Here is a 17,488-nt window from a genome sequence, read left to right on the forward strand (position 1 = left end):
GGCGCAACCTCGTTAGCAATGTCGGATGTCCGACGAGGAAGCGTCATGAGCAGTAAGAATCTAGGGGGCGAGGGACGTGGAAGAATTGGAATTTCCCGGAGTCGAGAATCGGGAACGGTTTGTGGAATTTGCGCTGAATCTGCGTACGCAGGTGATCAGCGACCCCGATGCTTTCGAGAATGCAACGATGCCGCGATTTCTGGAAGCTCTCGCGGCGTTCGTGGAAAACCGTCAAAGTATTCCTGTCGGAATCGATTGGAACTTCCTCGCGCTACTCTTGTATGCCGGACTGAACTATGAGTGAATCGCGGTCGAAAGACGAGATTCGGTGGATCGGACGCGAGCGCAGCTTGGTGGACTATCCCGTCACCCGAGGCTCGGGCGTTTCACGGCTGCGTCTGACGAATTGAGCTACTCGACCTTCGGCGTCAGCGCTTTGGTCAGCGCCGGGACGGCGAGGGTTCGTTGCCACGGTCGTGCCCCACCCGCACGCAGGAACTCCTCGATCGCGGCGGAGAGCTCTTCGGGGGTGCCGACGTTCTTGTAGTCGGGGAGCCCGTCCCAACACAGGCGACGCACCAGATCGGGGGAGAGGAGGTTCTCTACCGGGATGGAGTGTGCGGTGGAGAGTTCGCCCATGGCGTTGCGGGCGGTGGTGAGGCGGGCGGCGGCGATGGGGTCGCGGCGTTCCCAGCGGTTGACGGGGGGTGGGCCGTCGAAGGGGAGGGTGAGGGGTGGGAGTTGTTTGTCGGGGAGGGCGCGGGCGCGGTCTACGGCGGCGAGCCAGTCGCGGGAGTAGCGGCGTTGGCGGGGGCCGCCGAAGACGGGGAGGGTGCGCAGTTGGGCGATGGTGCGTGGGTCGTTGGTCGCGGCGGCGACGATGGCGGAGTCGGGGAGGATGCGGGAGGGGGCGACGTCGCGGGCGCGGGCCAGTTCGTCGCGGGTGGTCCACAGTTCGCGGACGACGGCGAGCTGGCGGGGGCGGCGCAGGGTGTGGATGCCGGAGGTGCGGCGCCAGCGGTCGGCCTTGGGGGCGGGCGGGTCCATGGTGCGGACGTGTTCGAATTCCTCTGCGGCCCAGTCCATTTTGCCCTGGGCGGCGAGGTCGTCGGCGACGGTGTCGCGCAGTTCCAGGAGGAGCTCCACGTCGAGGGCGGCGTAGTTGAGCCACTCGTCGGGCAGCGGGCGGGTGGACCAGTCGGCGGCGCCGTGGCCTTTGCGCAGGGAACGGCCGAGCAGGTTCTCCACCATGGCGGCCAGGCCGACGCGCTCGTAGCCGGCGAGGCGGCCGCCGAGTTCGGTGTCGAAGAGGCGGGCGGGGCGCAGGCCGAGTTCGGCGAGGCCGGGGAGGTCCTGGTCGGCGGAGTGCAGCACCCATTCGAGGTCGTTGATCGCCTCGGCCAGCGGGGTGAGCGCGTCGGTGACGGGGATCGGGTCGATCAGGAAGGTGCCGGCGCCTTCGCGGCGCAGCTGGATCAGGTAGGCGCGCGCGGAGTAGCGGAAACCGGACGCGCGTTCGGCGTCGACGGCGAGCGGGCCGGTGCCCGCGGCGATGGATTTGGCGGCCGCGGCGACCTCGTCGGGGGAGGCCAGCACGGGTGGAACCCCCTCGGCGGGGGCGAGCAGGGGCTCTGCTGCGGTTGGTTCCTCGGCGACCGACATAAACGTGAACTCTACGTGGCGATCACGGTCTGTCGGTGTGGGTATAGGAGTCCGGCCGTAAATGCGTGATTCCGGCGGGGGGTAATCCGGCGGCGAACGCGAGCACCTCGCAGAACGCCTCCACGTGACGGCGCATCTCGGTGTTCATCGCCGTCCACGAGGCGCGTAGCTCCAGCTGGTGGGCGCGTGGTGGGCCGGCGATGTCGCCGTACCGCACCGAACTGGTGGCGGTGACGGTGCCGCCGAGGGCGGTGAACGGTTCGCCACGTGACTCGAGGGAGTCGACCAGCCAGCTCCACGCGACCTCCGGGAGCAGCGGGTCGGCGGCGAGGGCGGCGTCGATGTCGGCCTGGATGTAGGCGACCAGCCGGAACACGCCGTGCCAGGCCTCGTCCCCGTCGGGGTCGTGGAGCAGGATCAGCCTGCCGAAGGCGTCGCCCTCGGAGTCGGTCGGCACGACCGGGGTGTCGGGGTGCACGACCTCCGCCCCGAGCGCATAGGAGAACGGCGCCAACCGCTGTGGGGGGCGGATAGGCGCCAGCTCGATTCGAGGGTGCACGGTTGCGGTGCCCATCGCATCGACCGCCGCCCGGAAAGAAGCAGGCTCGCGGGGCGTTCCCCCGGTCGGTGCGGCGCCGTCGCGGATGTCGAGCGGTGTCACGAGGGCAACCGTAGACGGTGGGTGTGCGGGGCGTGCGGAGGCGCGCCGCCTACGGCGGGCCGGTCGGGGGTGCGTTGCGGAGGGTGCATTTTCGAGCGCTTCGTGATGCGCGATGTGCGATAAGACGGGCGGTCGGTCGTATCGCGCTCGTCCGATCGAACGTTCCTCGTCGGAATGGCACCTCACCCCCTTCATCGGCGCGAGGCCGTCCGACACGTTGCCGCGTAGGAGCAGGTCGAAATCCGGTCGACGTGGTGGGGGAGCGTCGCCGGCTCGCAGCCGGGGACGGGTGAGCCAGAGGCCGCGCGACTCTACCCCCATGTGGGGGCGGAGTCGCCCACCTCGCCGCCTAGGATCATCGTGGTGAGCACCTACACCCGCCGCCGGTTGACCGATGCCCCTTTCCTGGCCGCCGCCACCGGCGCGACGCCGAGCAGGCGACCGGTCTGGTTCATGCGTCAGGCAGGCCGTTCGCTGCCCGAGTACCGGGAGCTGCGCAAGGGCATCGGCATGCTCGAGTCGTGCTTCGACCCGGAGCTGGTGTGTGAGATCACCATGCAGCCGATCCGCCGGCACGGTGTGGACGCGGCAATCCTGTTCTCCGACATCGTCGTTCCGCTCAAGGCGGCAGGCATCGATCTCGACATCGTGCCCGGTGTCGGCCCGGTGATCGCCTCGCCGGTGCGCACCGAGGCCGATGTGCGCGCCCTGCCGAGGTTGCGTCCGGAAGAGGTCGGCGCGGTCACCGCGGGCGTGCGGCTGCTCACCGACGCGCTCGGTAACACCCCGCTCATCGGTTTCGCCGGTGCCCCGTTCACGCTGGCCTCCTACCTGGTGGAGGGTGGGCCGAGCAAGCAGCACGAGCGAACCAAGGCGATGATGCACGCCGACCCGAAGACCTGGCACGCGCTGCTCGGCACCCTCACCGACATCACCATCGCCTTCCTGCAGGCCCAGCTCGCCGCCGGAGTCGACGCGGTGCAGCTGTTCGATTCCTGGGCGGGCGCGCTGTCGCTTGCCGACTACCGCGAGTTCGTGCTGCCGCACTCTGAGCGCGTATTCGCCGAGATCGCCGACGCGGGCGTGCCGCGCATCCACTTCGGTGTGGGCACCGGCGAGCTGCTCGGCGCGATGGGTGAGGCCGGTGCCGATGTGGTCGGTGTCGACTGGCGGGTGCCGCTCACCGACGCCGTGCGCCGGGTCGGCGCCGGAAAGGGTCTGCAGGGCAACCTCGATCCGGCCATCCTGTTCGCCGGATTCGACGCGGTCGAGGCGGAAGCGCGGCGCATCGTCGCGGAGGCGGACGAGGCCATCACGCTCGGCGCGACCGGTCATATCTTCAACCTGGGGCACGGGGTGCTGCCGGACACCGATCCCGGCGTGCTGACGGCGCTGGTCGAGCTCGTGCATTCGCTCTGAGGCACCAGGCCGAGGCGGCCGTCTGACAATCCCCCCGCCGCCGCGCTCGATGGTCGTCGATCCGCGGGTGGGTAGTGGGCGTTCGCCGCCGATCACGATCCGCGCTCCGGAGCTCGACGTGACACTGCTGACACAGCGTGGGTGCGTCTTATCGGTGCGTCGGCCGCACGGCTACGGTCGGAGCATGCGGATCGCGGTTGTCGGGGGCGGAATCAGCGGGCTCGTCGCGGCGTACCGGCTGCGGCAGCACCTCGGTGAGAGCGCCGACATCGTCGTGCTCGAGCAGCGTGGGCGGGCCGGTGGGGTGCTGCACACCGGTGAATTGGCCGGGGAGCCAGTGGATCTCGGTGCTGAGGCGTTCGTCGGGCGCAGGCCCGAGGTGATCGAGTTGATGGGCGAACTCGGCCTCGACGATCAGCTGGTGCGACCCGCCGGGAAACGGCCACTGGTGTGGGCAGGGGGGAGTGCGCACCCGCTGCCGGGGCGGACCTTGATGGGCATTCCCTCCGATGCCGAATCGCTGCGCGGGCTCGTCGACGACGAAACCCTGCACCGGATGGCGACCGAACCGGAGCGGCCGCTGCGCTGGGAACCCGGTTCGGACGTGGACGTGCAGTCGCTGGTCGCCGAACGGTTCGGTCGGCAGGTCGTCGAGCGCAGTGTCGATCCGCTGCTCGGCGGGGTGTACGCGGGGATCAGCGCGTCGATCGGCATCCGTGCGGCCCTGCCGACGCTGGCCGCTGCCCTCGATCAAGGCGCACCGAGTCTCACCGACGCGGTTCGGAAAGCGATGCCCGCCCCCAGCTCCGCGCCGGTCTTCGGTGGACTCCGCGACGGATACGGTGCCCTGCTCGCCGCGCTGATCGAGGCGTCGCGGGCCCGCTTGGTGACCGATCTGTCCGCGACGCGGCTGGCTCGGTCACCGCAGGGTTGGGTGGTCGACCCGCTGGGCGTTGTCGACGCGGTCGTCCTCGCGACACCCGCGCCGGTCACCGCCCGGCTGTTGCACTACGTCGCCCCCGAAGCTGCCGTCCTGGCCGAGGGCATCGAACTGTCGTCGTCGGCGCTCGTCGCGATGGCACTGCCGAAAGACACCGCCCTGCCGGACAATTCAGGCATCCTCGTCGCCACCGGAGAGCCCTTGCGCGCCAAGGCTTTCACCCTGTCCAGCCGCAAATGGCCGCACCTGGCCGCCCGCGACGTCGCCCTCGTGCGCGCCTCGTTCGGCCGCTTCGGCGACGAGAAACCCCTCACCTGGACCGACGACGAACTCATCGCCGCCGCCGTCGAAGACCTGAGCACCGTCACCGGAGCCACGATCACCCCGCACGCCGCCGTCGTCCAGCGTTGGCCCGGCGGCCTGCCCCAATACGCACCCGGCCACACCGAACGAATCGACGCCATCGAAGCCGCGATCGCCCCGCTCGAAGGACTCGCCGTCGCAGGCGCCTACCTGCGCGGAGTCGGAGTTCCGGCGTGCGTCGCCGCAGGCACCGCCGCCGCGGAACGGGTCGCACACAGCCTTCACCACTGACACGGCTGCGGATTGCGGCGGCACGCGGCGGTCACCACGACCGCACCAGCTTCAGCGAATCAAGATCATCACGCTCTGGTGGCGTTCGCCTCTCGCGTGTTACTTACCTGAGAGCGTGGTGATCAATCGTCCAGGTTCACGACGCCCGCGGCTAGTGGTGTTGGGCGATGTTGATGACGTTCCCGTCGGGTGCGCGGACGAAGAATCGCGTGATTCCCCAGGGTTCGGTGGTGAGGGGGTGGACGATCTCGAAGCCGCGCCGCTGCGCCTCGGCCAGCGCGGCCTCGACATCGTCGACTTTGACCGTGACGACCGGATTCTCCGGTGCGCTCGCGTCGCGCGTGACGACCTGCAGGTGCGCACCCGTCTCGGGCGAGGTGAACCGCGCCACCCAGCCGAGGTTGAACTCCTCGTCGCTGAGACCGAGGTAGTCCGCGTAGAAGCTTCTGGCGGCGTCGATATCGCCGACGGCAAGATCGGCGACCACACTGATGACGCGCATGAGATCCTCCTGTGCAGAGTTGTCGGTGTCAGCGCGACCGTACGCGTCCCGAAGACTCCGGTCGACGCGAACCGCGAACTGCGCCCGCTGCGTCCGGGCCCGCGCTCCACTGGCCCGACGCGAACGCAGGCCGAAGCCGACCCGGGTCGCAGTGCACATACCCGATTGCGGCGTGGCTACCACCATCGGTGATAGCGCTCGTGCATGATCGCCCGCTGTGACCAGTCCCGCTGACCGACCGACCCTGATCCTCGACCCCGATCTCGGTCCCGTCGAACTACACGCGGGGGAGGCGACCACCGTGACCGCCGTCTTCCGCGCCGACGAAAACTCGCCGTGGCGTGCGGTCGAGCACCACCTGGACTGATCCCGGGCGCCGCGCGAAATCCGCGCAGTGGCACCATGGATTCATGGCGCGACTCGACTACCAGGCCCTCAATTCCACCATCCGGTACCTGATGTTCTCGGTGTTCCAGGTACAGCCGGGCGTGCTCGGTGACGACCGGGCGGCGGCGATCAAGGAGGCGCAGACCTTCTTCGACGGGCTGGCCGACAAGGGTGTGGTGTTGCGCGGCATCTACGACGTGGCCGGGTTGCGTGCCGACGCCGATTTCATGCTGTGGACTCACGCCGAACGGGTCGAGGACCTGCAGGCCGCCTACGCCGATTTCCGGCGCACCACCGAGCTGGGCAAGGCCAGCGCCCCGGTGTGGAGCAATGTGGCCGTGCACCGCCCGGCGGAGTTCAACAAGAGCCACATCCCGGCGTTCCTCGCCGGTGAGGACCCGGGCAACTACATCTGCGTGTACCCGTTCGTGCGGTCCTACGAGTGGTACCTGCTGCCCGACGAGGAACGTCGCAAGATGCTCGCCGACCACGGCAAGGCCGCCCGCGGCTACCCGGATGTGCGGGCCAACACGGTGAGCTCGATGGCGCTCGGCGACTACGAGTGGATCCTCGCCTTCGAGGCCCCCGAACTGCACCGCATCGTCGACCTCATGCGCGACCTGCGCGCCACCGAGGCCCGCCTGCACGTCCGCGAGGAGATCCCGTTCTTCACCGGCCCCCGCGTGGAGGTCGAGCAGCTGATCAACGCCCTGCCGTAAGACCTACTCTTTCGGCTCCAATTTGAGCGCGATCGAGTTGATGCAGTAGCGCTGGTCGGTGGGGGTGGGGTAGCCCTCGCCCTCGAAGACGTGGCCGAGGTGGCTGTGGCAGTTCGCGCACAGCACCTCGACCCGGCGCATGCCGAGCGAGTCGTCCGGACGCAGGATCACCGCGTCGGAATCGGCGGGGTCGAAGAACGACGGCCACCCGCAGTGCGAGTCGAATTTCTCTGTGCTGCGGAACAATTCGGCACCGCAGGCGCGGCAGGTGTAGACGCCGTCGGTCTTGGTGTCGGTGTATTCGCCGACGAAAGGTCGCTCGGTGGCGGCCTCACGCAGCACGGCGTATTCCTCGGGGTTCAGTTTGGCCCGCCACTCCTGCGGCGTCAGCTGGATGCGCGGCGCGGGCAACGAGGTATCGGAACTCATCACTCCACGCTAATGGTTTCGCGCCGCGCGCGCCGAAACGCTACTTCAGGGCGGGTTCGCGTTCCTCGACCGGTGCCACCGGATCGTCGCGGTCAGGCGCCGGTGCGGGCGCCGGTTTCTCCTCGACGCCGTCGCGCGAGTCGGGCGCGTTCGCCATCCAGGCCGGGTCGATGCCGAACTCCAGCCTGCCTTCGCGGCGGGCGGCCAGGTAGCGGTCGCCCAGCACACAGAACACCACGATGAGCAGCAGTCCCCAGCCGAAGGTGACGCGCAGGTATTCGAGCGTGCGCCCGATGTCCTGCCAGCGGTCCGACAACCACTTGTCGTAGGTCATGAATCCGAAGATCGCCAGCCAGGCCGGCCAGTTGCGCAGCACGGAATTGCGCAGCACCACCGTCATCAGGAACGGGAACAGCATCATCGAGTAGTACATCTGGCCCAGCGAGGGCAGCAGGAAGTACGCGGTGAGCAGCACACCGGAGAACGTGGTCACGAAGAACAGCTCGTCGTGGCGGTAGTAGCGCCACAGCAACCACAGCGACACCGCGACGACCGCGCCCATCGTCACCTGCACCAGCAGGATCAGCCAGTGCGGCAGCCCGAAGTAGGCACCGTTGCCACCGACCGAACTGTTGAAGTAGTCGCGGGTCTTGGCCAGATACGGCAGCACATGGGTGAAGAACCGTTCGGGGTCCTTCGACAGCGGCCAGGCCAACGCGGTGAGCCCGACGGGCACACCGATGGCGGTGATGAGCACCTTCCATTGGCCGCGCACGACCGCGACCAGCAACAACGGCGCAAGCGTCGGTTTCACCGCGATACTGAGGCCGAGAATGGCACCGGCCCACAGATCACGCCGCCGCAGCAGCAGATGGATGAACGCCAGCTCGGCCAGCAGCAGACACCCGTTGACATTGGTGAACACCAACGTGTTGATGACCGTCTCGGAGGCGAACATCGCCAGCAGCAGCGCGGGCGCGGCCACCGAACCGATGCCGAACTTGAACAACCGCAGCAGCAGGTACCAGGCGAGCAGGATCGCCGCGGCGTTCAAGGCGATGAACAGCCACCGCGACAGCTCGTACTCGATGACCGCGACCGGCGCGATCACCAGGGTTCCGCTGGGCGGGTACAGGTAATGGGGGTCGACCGAGTCGAAGTTGGCCGTGTACACGGGCCTGCCGTTCAAGAACTCGAACGAGGCGTTGTACACCGGGCGATAGTCGTCGGTGACGAAACCGTTGATCGCCTTGATGAAGACACGGTTCAGCACCGTCATGACCGCGAACGGCCACAATGCGAACTTCATCACCTCGGCGGCGGTGCGAGCGGTGCGGGGCTCGAGCTGTCGGAACAACACTGGGGCACGGTACACCGGATCGGGTTGCGATGGTGTCGCCGGACCCGTCCGACGCGCCGCGACGCGCCGGTCGGATGCCGATCAGGCGGGGCAGGCGCCACCGTCGGCGGGCAGTTTCCCATCCGCGAGGTAGGCGTTGACGGCCTGCTGCGCGCACCCCGAATGCGCGACCACGGGATGCCCCCAGCCCTGCCAGGTCATGGTGGCGTGCCGGGCACCCGCGGCGCCGAGCGCGCCGGTGACCGAGGCCGCGGCACCGCCGACGACGGGGTCGGCGGCACCGGCGAACACCAGCACGGGCAGCGACAGGTCATCGGGCAGCGGCGGGGCGGTGGAGACGGGCCAGGCCGAGCACACCATCAGCCCGATCGCGGCGGTGCGACCGAAAACCGGATATTTGCCCGCCCAGGTGTCGGCCAGTTCGCGGGCCCGATCGGGGGTGGGCGGTTGCTGGCTGTCGGTGCACCGGTTCACGAACTCGCCGTCGGACGAGATCGCCGCCGCCTCACGCCCGACCAGTGCGATCAGCGGCCCCCGATCGCCGCGGTCGGCCGCGGCGAGGATGTCGGCCAGGGCGGTGACCCGGGTGTTCTGGTCCCCACGCGGGCTCGACAGGAAACCGGTGAGCGCGGTCGCCAGGTCGGCGGCCGTCACCTCGCCCAGTCCGCCGGACGTCGCCTTGTTCATCAACCCGACGACCGCCGCGCGCGGATCGGGTCCGAGGGCGCAATTGGCCGCCTTGCAGCGCTGTGCGAACGCGGTGAGCGCGGCCTCGGCGCCGGTGACGCGCGCCTCGGCCATGGTCGCGGCGTCGGCGCCGACCGGTTCCGGTGCGTCGAGGACGAGCCGGGCCAGGTGGTCGCCGTAGCGGCGTGCGTAGCTGAGCGCGACCTTGCCGCCGTTGCCCGCGCCGAGCAGGTTGATCTTCTCGACCTGCCACTGCTTGCGCAGCTGTTCGATGTCGTCGGCGGCGTGCGGCGCGTCGAAGGTGCCCTCGTAGGGCTGCAGGAAGTCGCGACAGGCGATGGTCGCATCCTGGCTGAAACCGGCGACGGCACCGACCTGGTCGGCGTTGCCCACCCCGGTCTGCCCCAGATCGGTCAGTACCGCGCGCAATTGGGCAGGGATGCAGTCGATGGGCTGGGAGGCGCCGATGCCGCGCCGATCCACCGCCACGATCGGCTGCGCGGTGAGCAGCGCCCGGTTGGGGCCGATGGCCAGACCGGCGAGGGTGGAGGCCGAGGACCGGTCGGCGCCGGAGGTCAGCACCAGCGGGGCCACATCGGTGGGGGTCTCGGGCAGCCGGGCACGCAGGGCGCCCGCACGGAAGGTGCCGAGCACGGTGCCCGCGGTGTCGATGGGCGTCGAGAAATCGGCGCACTCGAGCACGAGTCCGGCGGGCACGTCACCGAAGGCCAGCGAGCTGATGGTCGACTCGGTGCAGTCACGCCAGGTGAGATCCGATTTGGGGACCTCGGCCGTGCCGAGATCCGCCGTTGTCACCTCCTGGGTCGCCACTCCACCGGCGCCCGGACGTTCCACCGCGACGACGGGCCGATCCGACGGTCCCGCCCCGCAGCCCGCGAGCATGATCGACAGTGTCGCGGCCGTTACCGCGGCCCGAGTCAAGCGCATGGCTACACCCTGCCAGGTTCGGCGCCGGGTTTCATCGACGGGCCCAGCGGGCCAGCACGGTGCCGTCGTCGTCGAGCACCAACTGCTTACGTGTCATCGAGGTACCGAATTGCTTCGCCGACAGCGAGATTCGCCCGCCCGCCCCGCCGACCAGCAGCGGCGCCGTGGTGAGGCACAGTTCGTCGACCAGGTCGGCCTCGGCCAGCTGACCGAACAGGTGCGGTCCGCCCTCGCACAGCACCCGCGGCAATCCGCGCTCGGTGAGCACCCGCAGCAGCGCGGCGGGCGTGATCGCGAACTCCGCCGCGACCACCACCTCGGCGCCCGCGTCCTCGAGCGCCGCGACGCGGTCCTTGTCGGCCTGGGCGGTGGTGAGGATCAGCGGCGGGGTCCGCGCGTCGGTGAACAGCCGCGCCGCCGGATCGAGATTCGCGCTGCCCGACACCACGGCGATCGGCGGTGGGCTGCCGTCCTCGCTGCCGCCGATCCCGTGCCGGAAATGCGCCCGCCGGTGGTCGTCGTCGGTGCGGGCGCCGCCGTAGTTCTCGGTGCGCACGGTGCCCGCGCCGACCAGGATCACGTCGGCGAGCTCACGCAGCAGCTTGAACACCAGCTTGTCGGCCGGGGTGGCCAGTCCCTTCGTCACGCCGTCGACGGCGAGCGCGCCGTCGATGCTGCTGACGAAGTTGGCCCGCACCCAGGGCCGCTCGAGGTGCCTCGGGTACGCATAGCTCCTGGCCAGTGCGTCGGCGTCGAGATCTGCGAGCTGGGTCACATTAGGGATACGCTGCATAGGTACCGATGCAACCACGTCCGTACGATTCGCACATGCAAGAACGCCTCGTCGATCGCCACCCGGAGGTCCCGGCCGACCAGCTCGTCGCCCAGATGGTGCCCCCGCCCATGTTCGACGAGGTCAGCTTCGCTTCCTACATTCCCGACCCCAAGGAACCCAGCCAGGCGGCCGCGGTCCGCAAGGCCGAGGAATTCGCCGGTCAGGTCGCCAAGATCCACAAGGCCGCGTCGAAGAAGAGCCTCTTCGGCAAGAAGAAGGCAGTCACCGGCGCGGGCCTGTACCTCGACGGTGGTTTCGGTGTGGGCAAGACCCACCTGCTCGCCTCGATCTTCCACAGCGCTCCCGCGCCGAAGTCGTTCGGCACCTTCGGCGAGCTGACCAACCTGGTCGGCGCCCTCGGTTTCGTCAACGCGGTGGAACGGCTCTCCGCCAACAGCCTGCTGTGCATCGACGAATTCGAACTCGACGACCCGGGCGACACCACGATGGTCTCGCGCCTGCTCACCGAGCTGTCCGCCGCGGGCGTCTCGATCGCGGCCACGTCCAACACCCTGCCGAGCCAGCTCGGCGAGGGCCGTTTCGCCGCACAGGACTTCCTGCGCGAGATCAAGAAGCTGGGCGCCATCTTCGAGCCGGTGCGCGTCGACGGTCCCGACTACCGCCACCGCGACCTGCCGCCCGCTCCCGAGCCCACCTCGCCCGAGGTGCTGGCCGAACGGGCTGCCGCCACACCGGGTTCCACCCTCGACGACTACGACGCTCTGCTGAAGCACCTGAGCACGCTGCACCCCTCGAAGTACGGCGCCCTCATCAACGGCGTCACCTCGGTGTTCGTTTCCGGTGTGCACCCGGTGACCGATCAGGCCGTCGCGCTGCGCATCGTCGTCCTCGCCGACCGCCTCTACGACGCGAGCATCCCGGTCACCGTGTCCGGCGCCAAGCTCGACGAGATCTTCTCCCAGGAGATGCTCGACGGCGGGTACCGCAAGAAGTACCTGCGCGCCATCTCGCGTCTGCTCGCGCTGTCGCGGTTCGAGGCCGCTACCGCATAGGGATCACAGCTTCCGTTCGAAGACGAAATCGTCGTGCACCTGGTTGCCGACGGTCATCGTCTTGGTGCCCACCCGCACGAACCCGTGCTTGCCGTAGAAACGTTGCGCGCGTTCGTTGTCCTGGTTGACCCCGAGCCACACCGCGTCGGCGCCCGAGTCGCGCGCGGCGTCGACCGCGGCGTCCATGAGCGCGGCGGACACCCCGGTGCCGTGGTGTCCGGGCAGCACGTACATCTTGCTGAGTTCGACCACCGACCCAGGGCTGACCTGTGCGTCGATAGCCGGATCGGTCGGCCTGCCCGCGATCAACATGGCGTAGCCGACGATCTGGTCACCGTCGACGGCCTTGAGGACCGTGCGATCCGGGTCGGACAGGTACTCGCCGAAACGGTCGCCCGAGAGCATCTGGGTCAGGAAGATCTCGATGTCGGCCGGGTCGGCCTGCGGGGGACAGGCCAGCGGGAACGTCGCGGTCGCCACATCGCTGAGGGCTTCGGCGTCCCAGAGTCCGGCCCGGTCGACGACGACGGAGCTGTTGGTCATCGTTCCAGTACAGCACGGGCGTGGCGGTGGTAGACAGCACTGTGGGCATCGCGGCGGTGGCACCGTGACGGCGGTCCCGAGTACTCTCCTGCCCATGACTAGCGGTAGCCGCATCGGGATCGTCGGTGCGGGAGTTGCGGGATTGGCTTGCGCGAAGGTGTTGAGTCAGGCCGGGTTCCCGGTCGAAGTCTTCGATCGAGCCCCTGACGTGGGCGGTGTGTGGAGCGTCACCCGCCGCTACCCGGGCCTGCGTTCACAGAACAGCAAGCACACCAACCACTTCAGCGACCACCCGATGCCGGAGGACTACCCGCGCTGGCCCGATGGTCAGCAGATGCAGGCCTACCTCGCCGGGTACGCGCAGAAGTTCGGTCTCACCGGGAATCTGCGGCTCGGCACCGAGGTGGTCGCTGCCGACCCGGTCGACAGCGGCTGGTTGCTCGAGATCCGCGACGGGATGGGGGTGCACCGCAGCACCTGCGATCACCTGATCGTCGCCAACGGTGTGTACAGCGACCCGGTGCTGCCGGACCTGCCCGGTGCGGCCGCCTTCCGTGCGGCGGGTGGGCTGCTGTGTCATGTCTCGCAGTTCCACGACGCCGAACTGGCGCGCGACCGTTCGGTGGTCGTCGTCGGGTACGGCAAGTCGGCCTGTGATGTGGCCGAGGCGGTGAGTCATCTCGCCGACGAGACCAGCGTGGTCGCCCGCAGGCTCACCTGGAAAATGCCGCGCAAGTTCGGATTCGGCACCGACTACGAACGATTGCTCCTCACCCGCGCGGGCGAGGCGCATTTCCCGTCCCGGTTCGGCCACCGCGCCGAACGCCTGCTCGACCGGCTAGCCCTGCGTGAGGCGAACCTCGACCTGCTGCAGGAACGGGTGACGCGCAAGCTGCGGCTGCGCGAGCTCGGCCTGGTCCCCGACGGTCCACTGGCCGACATGGCGACCAGCAGCGCCGCGCTGGCCACCGACGGGTTCTTCGATCAGATCGAGGCGGGCCGCATCGCCGTGCACCGCGACGCCGAGATCGTCGAACTCATCGGCGGGCAGCACGGGCCCGCGGTCCGGTTGTCCGACGGGACGCTGAAACTGGCCGAGATCGTGGTGTGCGCCACCGGATATCGGCAGGAAGTACCGTTCCTCACCCCGTTCGTGCGCCGCTCGCTCACCGACGAGGCGGGCGACTTCCGGCTCTACCGCCACATCCTGCCCGTCGAGGTGCCCAACCTCAGTTTCGCCGGCTACAACAGCTCCAATGTGAGCGCCCTGAGCGCCGAGGTCGGCGCGCACTGGATCGCGGGGCTGCTCACCGGCGCGTTCGTGCCGCCGGTCGCCGAACTGATGAACAACGACATCGACGAACGCCTCGCCTGGTCGCGGGCCCGCAGCAACGGTGCGCACGCGCACGGTGCGTCGGTGATCCCGTTCTCGCTGGGCAATATCGACGAGATGCTCGACGACCTGGGCACCCCGCTGCCGCTGTCGGCCCGGCTCGGGCAGTGGGTGCGCCCGGTGCGCCCCGCGACCTACCGCAGCGTGCTGCGCAACCGCAACGCCGCCCCGGCGCCGACACCGGTCGCGGTGGTCGAGGGATAACCGACACGCGGTGCGGCCGCTTGGTGGCGAACCGGGCGTTGGTGATAATCCTCGCGTGGAAGCGCTGGATCTCAACCTGTTGCCCGCCTTGGACGCGCTGCTGGACACCAACAGCGTCACCGAGGCGGCCCGGCGTCTGCACACCTCCACCTCGGCGATGAGCCGCACCCTCACCCGGTTGCGTGAGGTGTTCGGTGACCCGCTGCTCGTGCGTTCCGGCAGGCATCTGGTGCCCACCCCGCGCGCCCTGGAACTACGCCAGGACGTGGCGGCGCTGGTCGAGGCGAGCCGGGTGCTGCTCACCTCACACGAGGGCGGCGGTGTTCGCAGGCAGCGGGACTTCGTGGTCCGCGTGGGCGATGCGGTGGCAGCACGGCTCGCGGGACCGCTGCTCGGCGCGGTCGGGGCGCAGTTGCCCGGCGTGACCGTTCGGCTGCTGGCCGCGGACCCCGCCGACAGCGCGGTGGCCCTGCGCGACGGACAGGTCGACATCGAAGTGGGCGTGCTCGGCCGCACCGACCCCGAAACCGTTGTGCAGCGGCTGTTCAGCGACCGCTGGGTCGGTGTCGCGGCCGCCGACCATCCCTTCGCCGCCGACCGCCCCACCGTCGCCGCCTATGCCTCCGCGCGCCACCTCGAGGTGTCACCCACCGGCCGCACCCACAGTCCCATCGACGACCGTCTCGCCCTGCACGGCCGCACCCGCCGCGTCGTCGCGACCGTCGCCGACCTGGCGACCGCGTTGTTCACCGTGGCGACCACCGAGCTGATCTGCCCCGCCCCTGCGGCGTTGTCCCGCCCGGCCTGTCAGGCGCTCGGCCTGGCGACCTTCGAGATCCCCCTGCCGTTGCCCGCCCCCGTCGTCGCCATGGCCTGGCATCCGCGCAATACCGCCGACGCGGGTCATCGCGCCGTGCGCGAACTCGTCGCGACGGTACTGCGCGACGCACCGGAGGCGCCCGATGTGCGCTCGGTGGGAGTCGCCGTCTAGCCGAGGTCCTGGGTCGGTGGGCCGAAGACGTCGCGGCGGCCGGGTGGCAGGCCCGCGGAGCGCTTGAGCTCGTCGAGCATGGCCTGCAATTTGTCCACGTGGGCGGCGGATTCGAGGTCGAAGGCGCGATAGGTGCCGGTCACCGTGATGCCTGCCGGGTCGGTGGCCGTGGGGATGGGGGCAGGGCCGAGGTTGTCGTCGGCGCTCGACGAGGTGTGGGTGGCGGGCAGGTCGACCGCCGGGGCGGGTCGGCCGTGCCGGGTCCCGGTGTCGTTGTCGGAGTTGGTGAATCGCGCGGTGCTGTGAGCCGCCTGGGCCGCGAACGGACCTGTGTTCGCGTCCTGTCCGAACGTGCGGCCGGTCTCCTCGGCGCTGTGACCGGGCGGTCGGCTGGATTGCTCGTATCGGCTGTTCGCCGCTTCGTCGGACGGGCCGGGTCGAACGCCCTGGGTGATGCGGTCGGCCTGCTGGTGCGTCCGGCCGGGATCGCCCGTTGCCTGGGTGGAGTGGCCCTGGTTCGGGTAGTCCGTCGGCAGGGCTGCTCCGCCGGACCGGTCGACGGATTCCGTCGCCGGGCTGGTTCGGTAGTCGGGTGCGCCGGCCGACGGCTCGGACCGAGATGCCTGGTCGAGGTGCTCCGACGGCGCGGTGGCTCGGCCCGCCACGTGCCCGGCTTCGACCTGGTGGGTCGAATCAGCCGGTGGCGGGGCGACCAAACGGGCAGGGGCTGCCGGTTTCTCGGTGTTGGTCGAGTTGCGCGGCGTGAAGTCGGCGAAGACGGACTCGCCGCGGGAGTCCGTGGTGAAGCCGTTGCGGGCGTGCCCGTTTCGCGGCGGGGTGGGAAGGGTCGTCTCCACGTCGTCGTCGAAGGACCACTGGATCCCGTTGACACTGCCGTTCTTCGGCCCGGAACCCGACCGATCGGCGAACCCGTTGAAGGTCGTCCCGTTCGTCACGACCCTGGCTTCGGCCGCGTGAGCATCTTCGGCCGGGATGATTCCGGCACGTTCTTGCTCACCCGGACCCGAGTGCCCACCCGTACCGGCCAACGGTCCGCGCACCGAGCTCGCCTGCTGGTCGTCGACGTGACCCGACGCATGTGCGGCGCGGCGCGCATCGCCGGAATCGCCGACCCGCTCGCCCGCCGTGCCAGCGTCGAACGAGCTGTGCCGCACGTCTTCCGATCCGCCTGCGTGTTCGACGGGGGCGCGTTGGTCGGTTGCCCGGTGGGGGCCGGATCCGTTGCGCTGAGCCTGCGGATCGACTCCGTTGGGCGACCAGGTCACATTGCCGGAAGTGGTGTGGCGTTCGGTGCCACGGGTCTCGGTGGGAACCTTGCCGACCGGCCGGGCGCGTTCGACGTTCGCGGACCCGCCCGAAACGGCAGCGGCCTCCTCATCGTGGCGGCCGAGCTCATCGGTCGAATCCGGCAGCGGAACAGCACGATTCGCGGCGAGACCGACCCCTTGCGCCGCGATGTCGTCGGCCACTCCACGCGCCGGTGCCTCCCGATCCGGCTGCGCGGGCAGCCGGCCGTTCACACGCTGCGCATTCGGGACGGCTTCCCGCACAGGCGCTTCCGGCACATGCGCACCGTTCACCTTCGGTCGCTGTGCGGAGTTACCGCGCGCACCGCGGGCCGCCTGGGGTTCAGGATCGCCGAGTCCCGACGACTGGACGGCGTACGCGGCGGTACGAGGCTCACCCTCCTCGTGCGACGCGGCCCGACCACGTTCGCCCGCAACGACACCGCTCTGCGGTTCGGTCGTCGCGCGGGGAACCGGGGGAGCGGTGATGGGCCAGGTGGGATCCCCGAGGTGGTCGGGGACCGAGCGGCTCGACTGACGGCGCTCCAGCGGCGGCTTGGTGGCTTCCTCGTGGGCGGCGGCCCGCTCGGCGGCCTCGCGGACTTCTCGTCTGCTGCGCCCACGGGCGGGTGGTGGGGCCGGATCGTCGCCGCCGTCGAGCGCGTCGAGCCGGGCACTGAGCCGGGAAATGTCCTGTGACGCATGGAAAGCCCAGGCTTCGAGGCGGCGGATGCGAAGCTGGTCGGGCACGTCCTCGTCGTCACCGGGGAAGCCGGGGACCTCCTGGGCGACGCGCGCGGCGACGACATCGAGCTTCTCGCTGACCTCACGCAGCGCCGCGGCGATATTCGCCAGCATCGACCCGATGGTTTCGTCGTGCTCAGCGTGGTTCAT

At 69.6% G+C, this 17,488-nt stretch carries 17 protein-coding genes; 8 read left to right on the plus strand and 9 right to left on the minus strand.

Annotated elements, in window-relative coordinates:
* Nucleotides 1-76: 76 nt before the first annotated feature.
* Nucleotides 77-304: a hypothetical protein gene (locus AB0I19_RS07375; RefSeq protein WP_357145703.1), complete on the plus strand. Its 228-nt coding sequence runs from the start codon at nucleotides 77-79 to the stop codon at nucleotides 302-304.
* 107 nt (nucleotides 305-411) lie between these two features.
* On the opposite strand, the gene AB0I19_RS07380 is transcribed toward AB0I19_RS07375, so the two are convergent.
* The gene (locus AB0I19_RS07380) at nucleotides 412-1,662 is read right to left on the minus strand and encodes a ribonuclease D (protein WP_357145706.1); all 1,251 of its coding nucleotides are present in this window, start codon (nucleotides 1,660-1,662) and stop codon (nucleotides 412-414) included.
* Between the two features lie 22 nt (nucleotides 1,663-1,684).
* The gene (locus AB0I19_RS07385; RefSeq protein ID WP_357145708.1) at nucleotides 1,685-2,323 is read right to left on the minus strand and encodes a DUF3000 domain-containing protein; all 639 of its coding nucleotides are present in this window, start codon (nucleotides 2,321-2,323) and stop codon (nucleotides 1,685-1,687) included.
* A gap of 354 nt (nucleotides 2,324-2,677) precedes the next feature.
* Between AB0I19_RS07385 and hemE the strand changes: the two genes are divergently transcribed.
* Both hemE and AB0I19_RS07395 read left to right on the plus strand, forming a co-directional pair.
* Nucleotides 2,678-3,742, plus strand: a complete 1,065-nt coding sequence (gene hemE / locus AB0I19_RS07390) for a uroporphyrinogen decarboxylase (protein ID WP_357146684.1) — start codon at nucleotides 2,678-2,680, stop codon at nucleotides 3,740-3,742.
* A 184-nt stretch (nucleotides 3,743-3,926) separates the two neighbouring features.
* The gene (locus AB0I19_RS07395) at nucleotides 3,927-5,276 is read left to right on the plus strand and encodes a protoporphyrinogen oxidase (protein WP_357145711.1); all 1,350 of its coding nucleotides are present in this window, start codon (nucleotides 3,927-3,929) and stop codon (nucleotides 5,274-5,276) included.
* A 151-nt stretch (nucleotides 5,277-5,427) separates the two neighbouring features.
* On the opposite strand, the gene AB0I19_RS07400 is transcribed toward AB0I19_RS07395, so the two are convergent.
* Nucleotides 5,428-5,778: a VOC family protein gene (locus AB0I19_RS07400; RefSeq protein ID WP_357145714.1), complete on the minus strand. Its 351-nt coding sequence runs from the start codon at nucleotides 5,776-5,778 to the stop codon at nucleotides 5,428-5,430.
* Between the two features lie 217 nt (nucleotides 5,779-5,995).
* Here AB0I19_RS07400 and AB0I19_RS07405 point away from each other — a divergent pair, with 217 nt between their 5' ends.
* Together AB0I19_RS07405 and hemQ are read left to right on the plus strand one after the other, a co-directional pair.
* Nucleotides 5,996-6,145, plus strand: coding sequence for a hypothetical protein (locus AB0I19_RS07405; RefSeq protein ID WP_357145717.1), 150 nt, complete (start codon nucleotides 5,996-5,998; stop codon nucleotides 6,143-6,145).
* Between the two features lie 43 nt (nucleotides 6,146-6,188).
* A complete protein-coding gene (hemQ, locus tag AB0I19_RS07410; RefSeq protein WP_357145720.1) occupies nucleotides 6,189-6,884 on the plus strand; it encodes a hydrogen peroxide-dependent heme synthase in 696 nt (231 codons plus the stop codon).
* Nucleotides 6,885-6,887: 3 nt separating this feature from the next.
* Here hemQ and msrB read toward each other — a convergent pair whose 3' ends face one another.
* From msrB to AB0I19_RS07430, 4 genes are all read right to left on the minus strand, one after another.
* Nucleotides 6,888-7,313 (minus strand): peptide-methionine (R)-S-oxide reductase MsrB, encoded by a 426-nt coding sequence (msrB, locus tag AB0I19_RS07415; protein WP_357145723.1) that lies wholly within the window; start codon nucleotides 7,311-7,313, stop codon nucleotides 6,888-6,890.
* 40 nt (nucleotides 7,314-7,353) lie between these two features.
* Nucleotides 7,354-8,673, minus strand: a complete 1,320-nt coding sequence (locus AB0I19_RS07420) for a glycosyltransferase family 87 protein (RefSeq protein ID WP_357145726.1) — start codon at nucleotides 8,671-8,673, stop codon at nucleotides 7,354-7,356.
* An 81-nt stretch (nucleotides 8,674-8,754) separates the two neighbouring features.
* Complete coding sequence (locus tag AB0I19_RS07425; RefSeq protein ID WP_357145728.1) at nucleotides 8,755-10,308, minus strand: alpha/beta hydrolase; 1,554 nt, start codon at nucleotides 10,306-10,308, stop codon at nucleotides 8,755-8,757.
* 31 nt (nucleotides 10,309-10,339) lie between these two features.
* A complete protein-coding gene (locus AB0I19_RS07430) occupies nucleotides 10,340-11,101 on the minus strand; it encodes a pyrimidine reductase family protein (RefSeq protein ID WP_357145731.1) in 762 nt (253 codons plus the stop codon).
* 35 nt (nucleotides 11,102-11,136) lie between these two features.
* Between AB0I19_RS07430 and zapE the strand changes: the two genes are divergently transcribed.
* Nucleotides 11,137-12,156 carry a cell division protein ZapE gene (gene zapE / locus AB0I19_RS07435; protein ID WP_225280533.1) on the plus strand — a complete coding sequence of 340 codons (1,020 nt, stop codon included), beginning with the start codon at nucleotides 11,137-11,139 and terminating at the stop codon, nucleotides 12,154-12,156.
* A 3-nt stretch (nucleotides 12,157-12,159) separates the two neighbouring features.
* On the opposite strand, the gene AB0I19_RS07440 is transcribed toward zapE, so the two are convergent.
* A complete protein-coding gene (locus tag AB0I19_RS07440) occupies nucleotides 12,160-12,699 on the minus strand; it encodes a GNAT family N-acetyltransferase (RefSeq protein WP_357145735.1) in 540 nt (179 codons plus the stop codon).
* 94 nt (nucleotides 12,700-12,793) lie between these two features.
* Here AB0I19_RS07440 and AB0I19_RS07445 point away from each other — a divergent pair, with 94 nt between their 5' ends.
* Both AB0I19_RS07445 and AB0I19_RS07450 read left to right on the plus strand, forming a co-directional pair.
* On the plus strand, nucleotides 12,794-14,296 hold the full coding sequence (locus tag AB0I19_RS07445) for an NAD(P)/FAD-dependent oxidoreductase (RefSeq protein WP_357145738.1): 1,503 nt from the start codon (nucleotides 12,794-12,796) through the stop codon (nucleotides 14,294-14,296).
* Between the two features lie 55 nt (nucleotides 14,297-14,351).
* A complete protein-coding gene (locus tag AB0I19_RS07450) occupies nucleotides 14,352-15,287 on the plus strand; it encodes a LysR family transcriptional regulator (protein ID WP_357145741.1) in 936 nt (311 codons plus the stop codon).
* Here the strand turns inward: AB0I19_RS07450 and AB0I19_RS07455 are convergent.
* The gene (locus tag AB0I19_RS07455) at nucleotides 15,284-17,488 is read right to left on the minus strand and encodes a hypothetical protein (RefSeq protein WP_357145744.1); all 2,205 of its coding nucleotides are present in this window, start codon (nucleotides 17,486-17,488) and stop codon (nucleotides 15,284-15,286) included. The two genes, AB0I19_RS07450 and AB0I19_RS07455, sit on opposite strands and share 4 nt — an antisense overlap.

This window comes from Nocardia sp. NPDC050413, assembly GCF_040655475.1.
In the GTDB taxonomy this organism is placed as follows: Bacteria; Actinomycetota; Actinomycetes; order Mycobacteriales; family Mycobacteriaceae; genus Nocardia; species Nocardia coubleae.

What these genes read in the sequence shown, in the direction of transcription:
- AB0I19_RS07380 (WP_357145706.1), bottom strand. Translation starts at nt 1,662, where the DNA reads ATGTCGGTCGCCGAGGAACCAACCGCAGCAGAGCCCCTGCTCGCCCCC.
- AB0I19_RS07395 (WP_357145711.1), top strand. Translation starts at nt 3,927, where the DNA reads ATGCGGATCGCGGTTGTCGGGGGCGGAATCAGCGGGCTCGTCGCGGCG.
- AB0I19_RS07400 (WP_357145714.1), bottom strand. Translation starts at nt 5,778, where the DNA reads ATGCGCGTCATCAGTGTGGTCGCCGATCTTGCCGTCGGCGATATCGAC.
- hemQ (WP_357145720.1), top strand. Translation starts at nt 6,189, where the DNA reads ATGGCGCGACTCGACTACCAGGCCCTCAATTCCACCATCCGGTACCTG.
- msrB (WP_357145723.1), bottom strand. Translation starts at nt 7,313, where the DNA reads ATGAGTTCCGATACCTCGTTGCCCGCGCCGCGCATCCAGCTGACGCCG.
- AB0I19_RS07425 (WP_357145728.1), bottom strand. Translation starts at nt 10,308, where the DNA reads ATGCGCTTGACTCGGGCCGCGGTAACGGCCGCGACACTGTCGATCATG.
- AB0I19_RS07430 (WP_357145731.1), bottom strand. Translation starts at nt 11,101, where the DNA reads ATGCAGCGTATCCCTAATGTGACCCAGCTCGCAGATCTCGACGCCGAC.
- zapE (WP_225280533.1), top strand. Translation starts at nt 11,137, where the DNA reads ATGCAAGAACGCCTCGTCGATCGCCACCCGGAGGTCCCGGCCGACCAG.
- AB0I19_RS07440 (WP_357145735.1), bottom strand. Translation starts at nt 12,699, where the DNA reads ATGACCAACAGCTCCGTCGTCGTCGACCGGGCCGGACTCTGGGACGCC.
- AB0I19_RS07445 (WP_357145738.1), top strand. Translation starts at nt 12,794, where the DNA reads ATGACTAGCGGTAGCCGCATCGGGATCGTCGGTGCGGGAGTTGCGGGA.
- AB0I19_RS07455 (WP_357145744.1), bottom strand. Translation starts at nt 17,488, where the DNA reads ATGAACCACGCTGAGCACGACGAAACCATCGGGTCGATGCTGGCGAAT.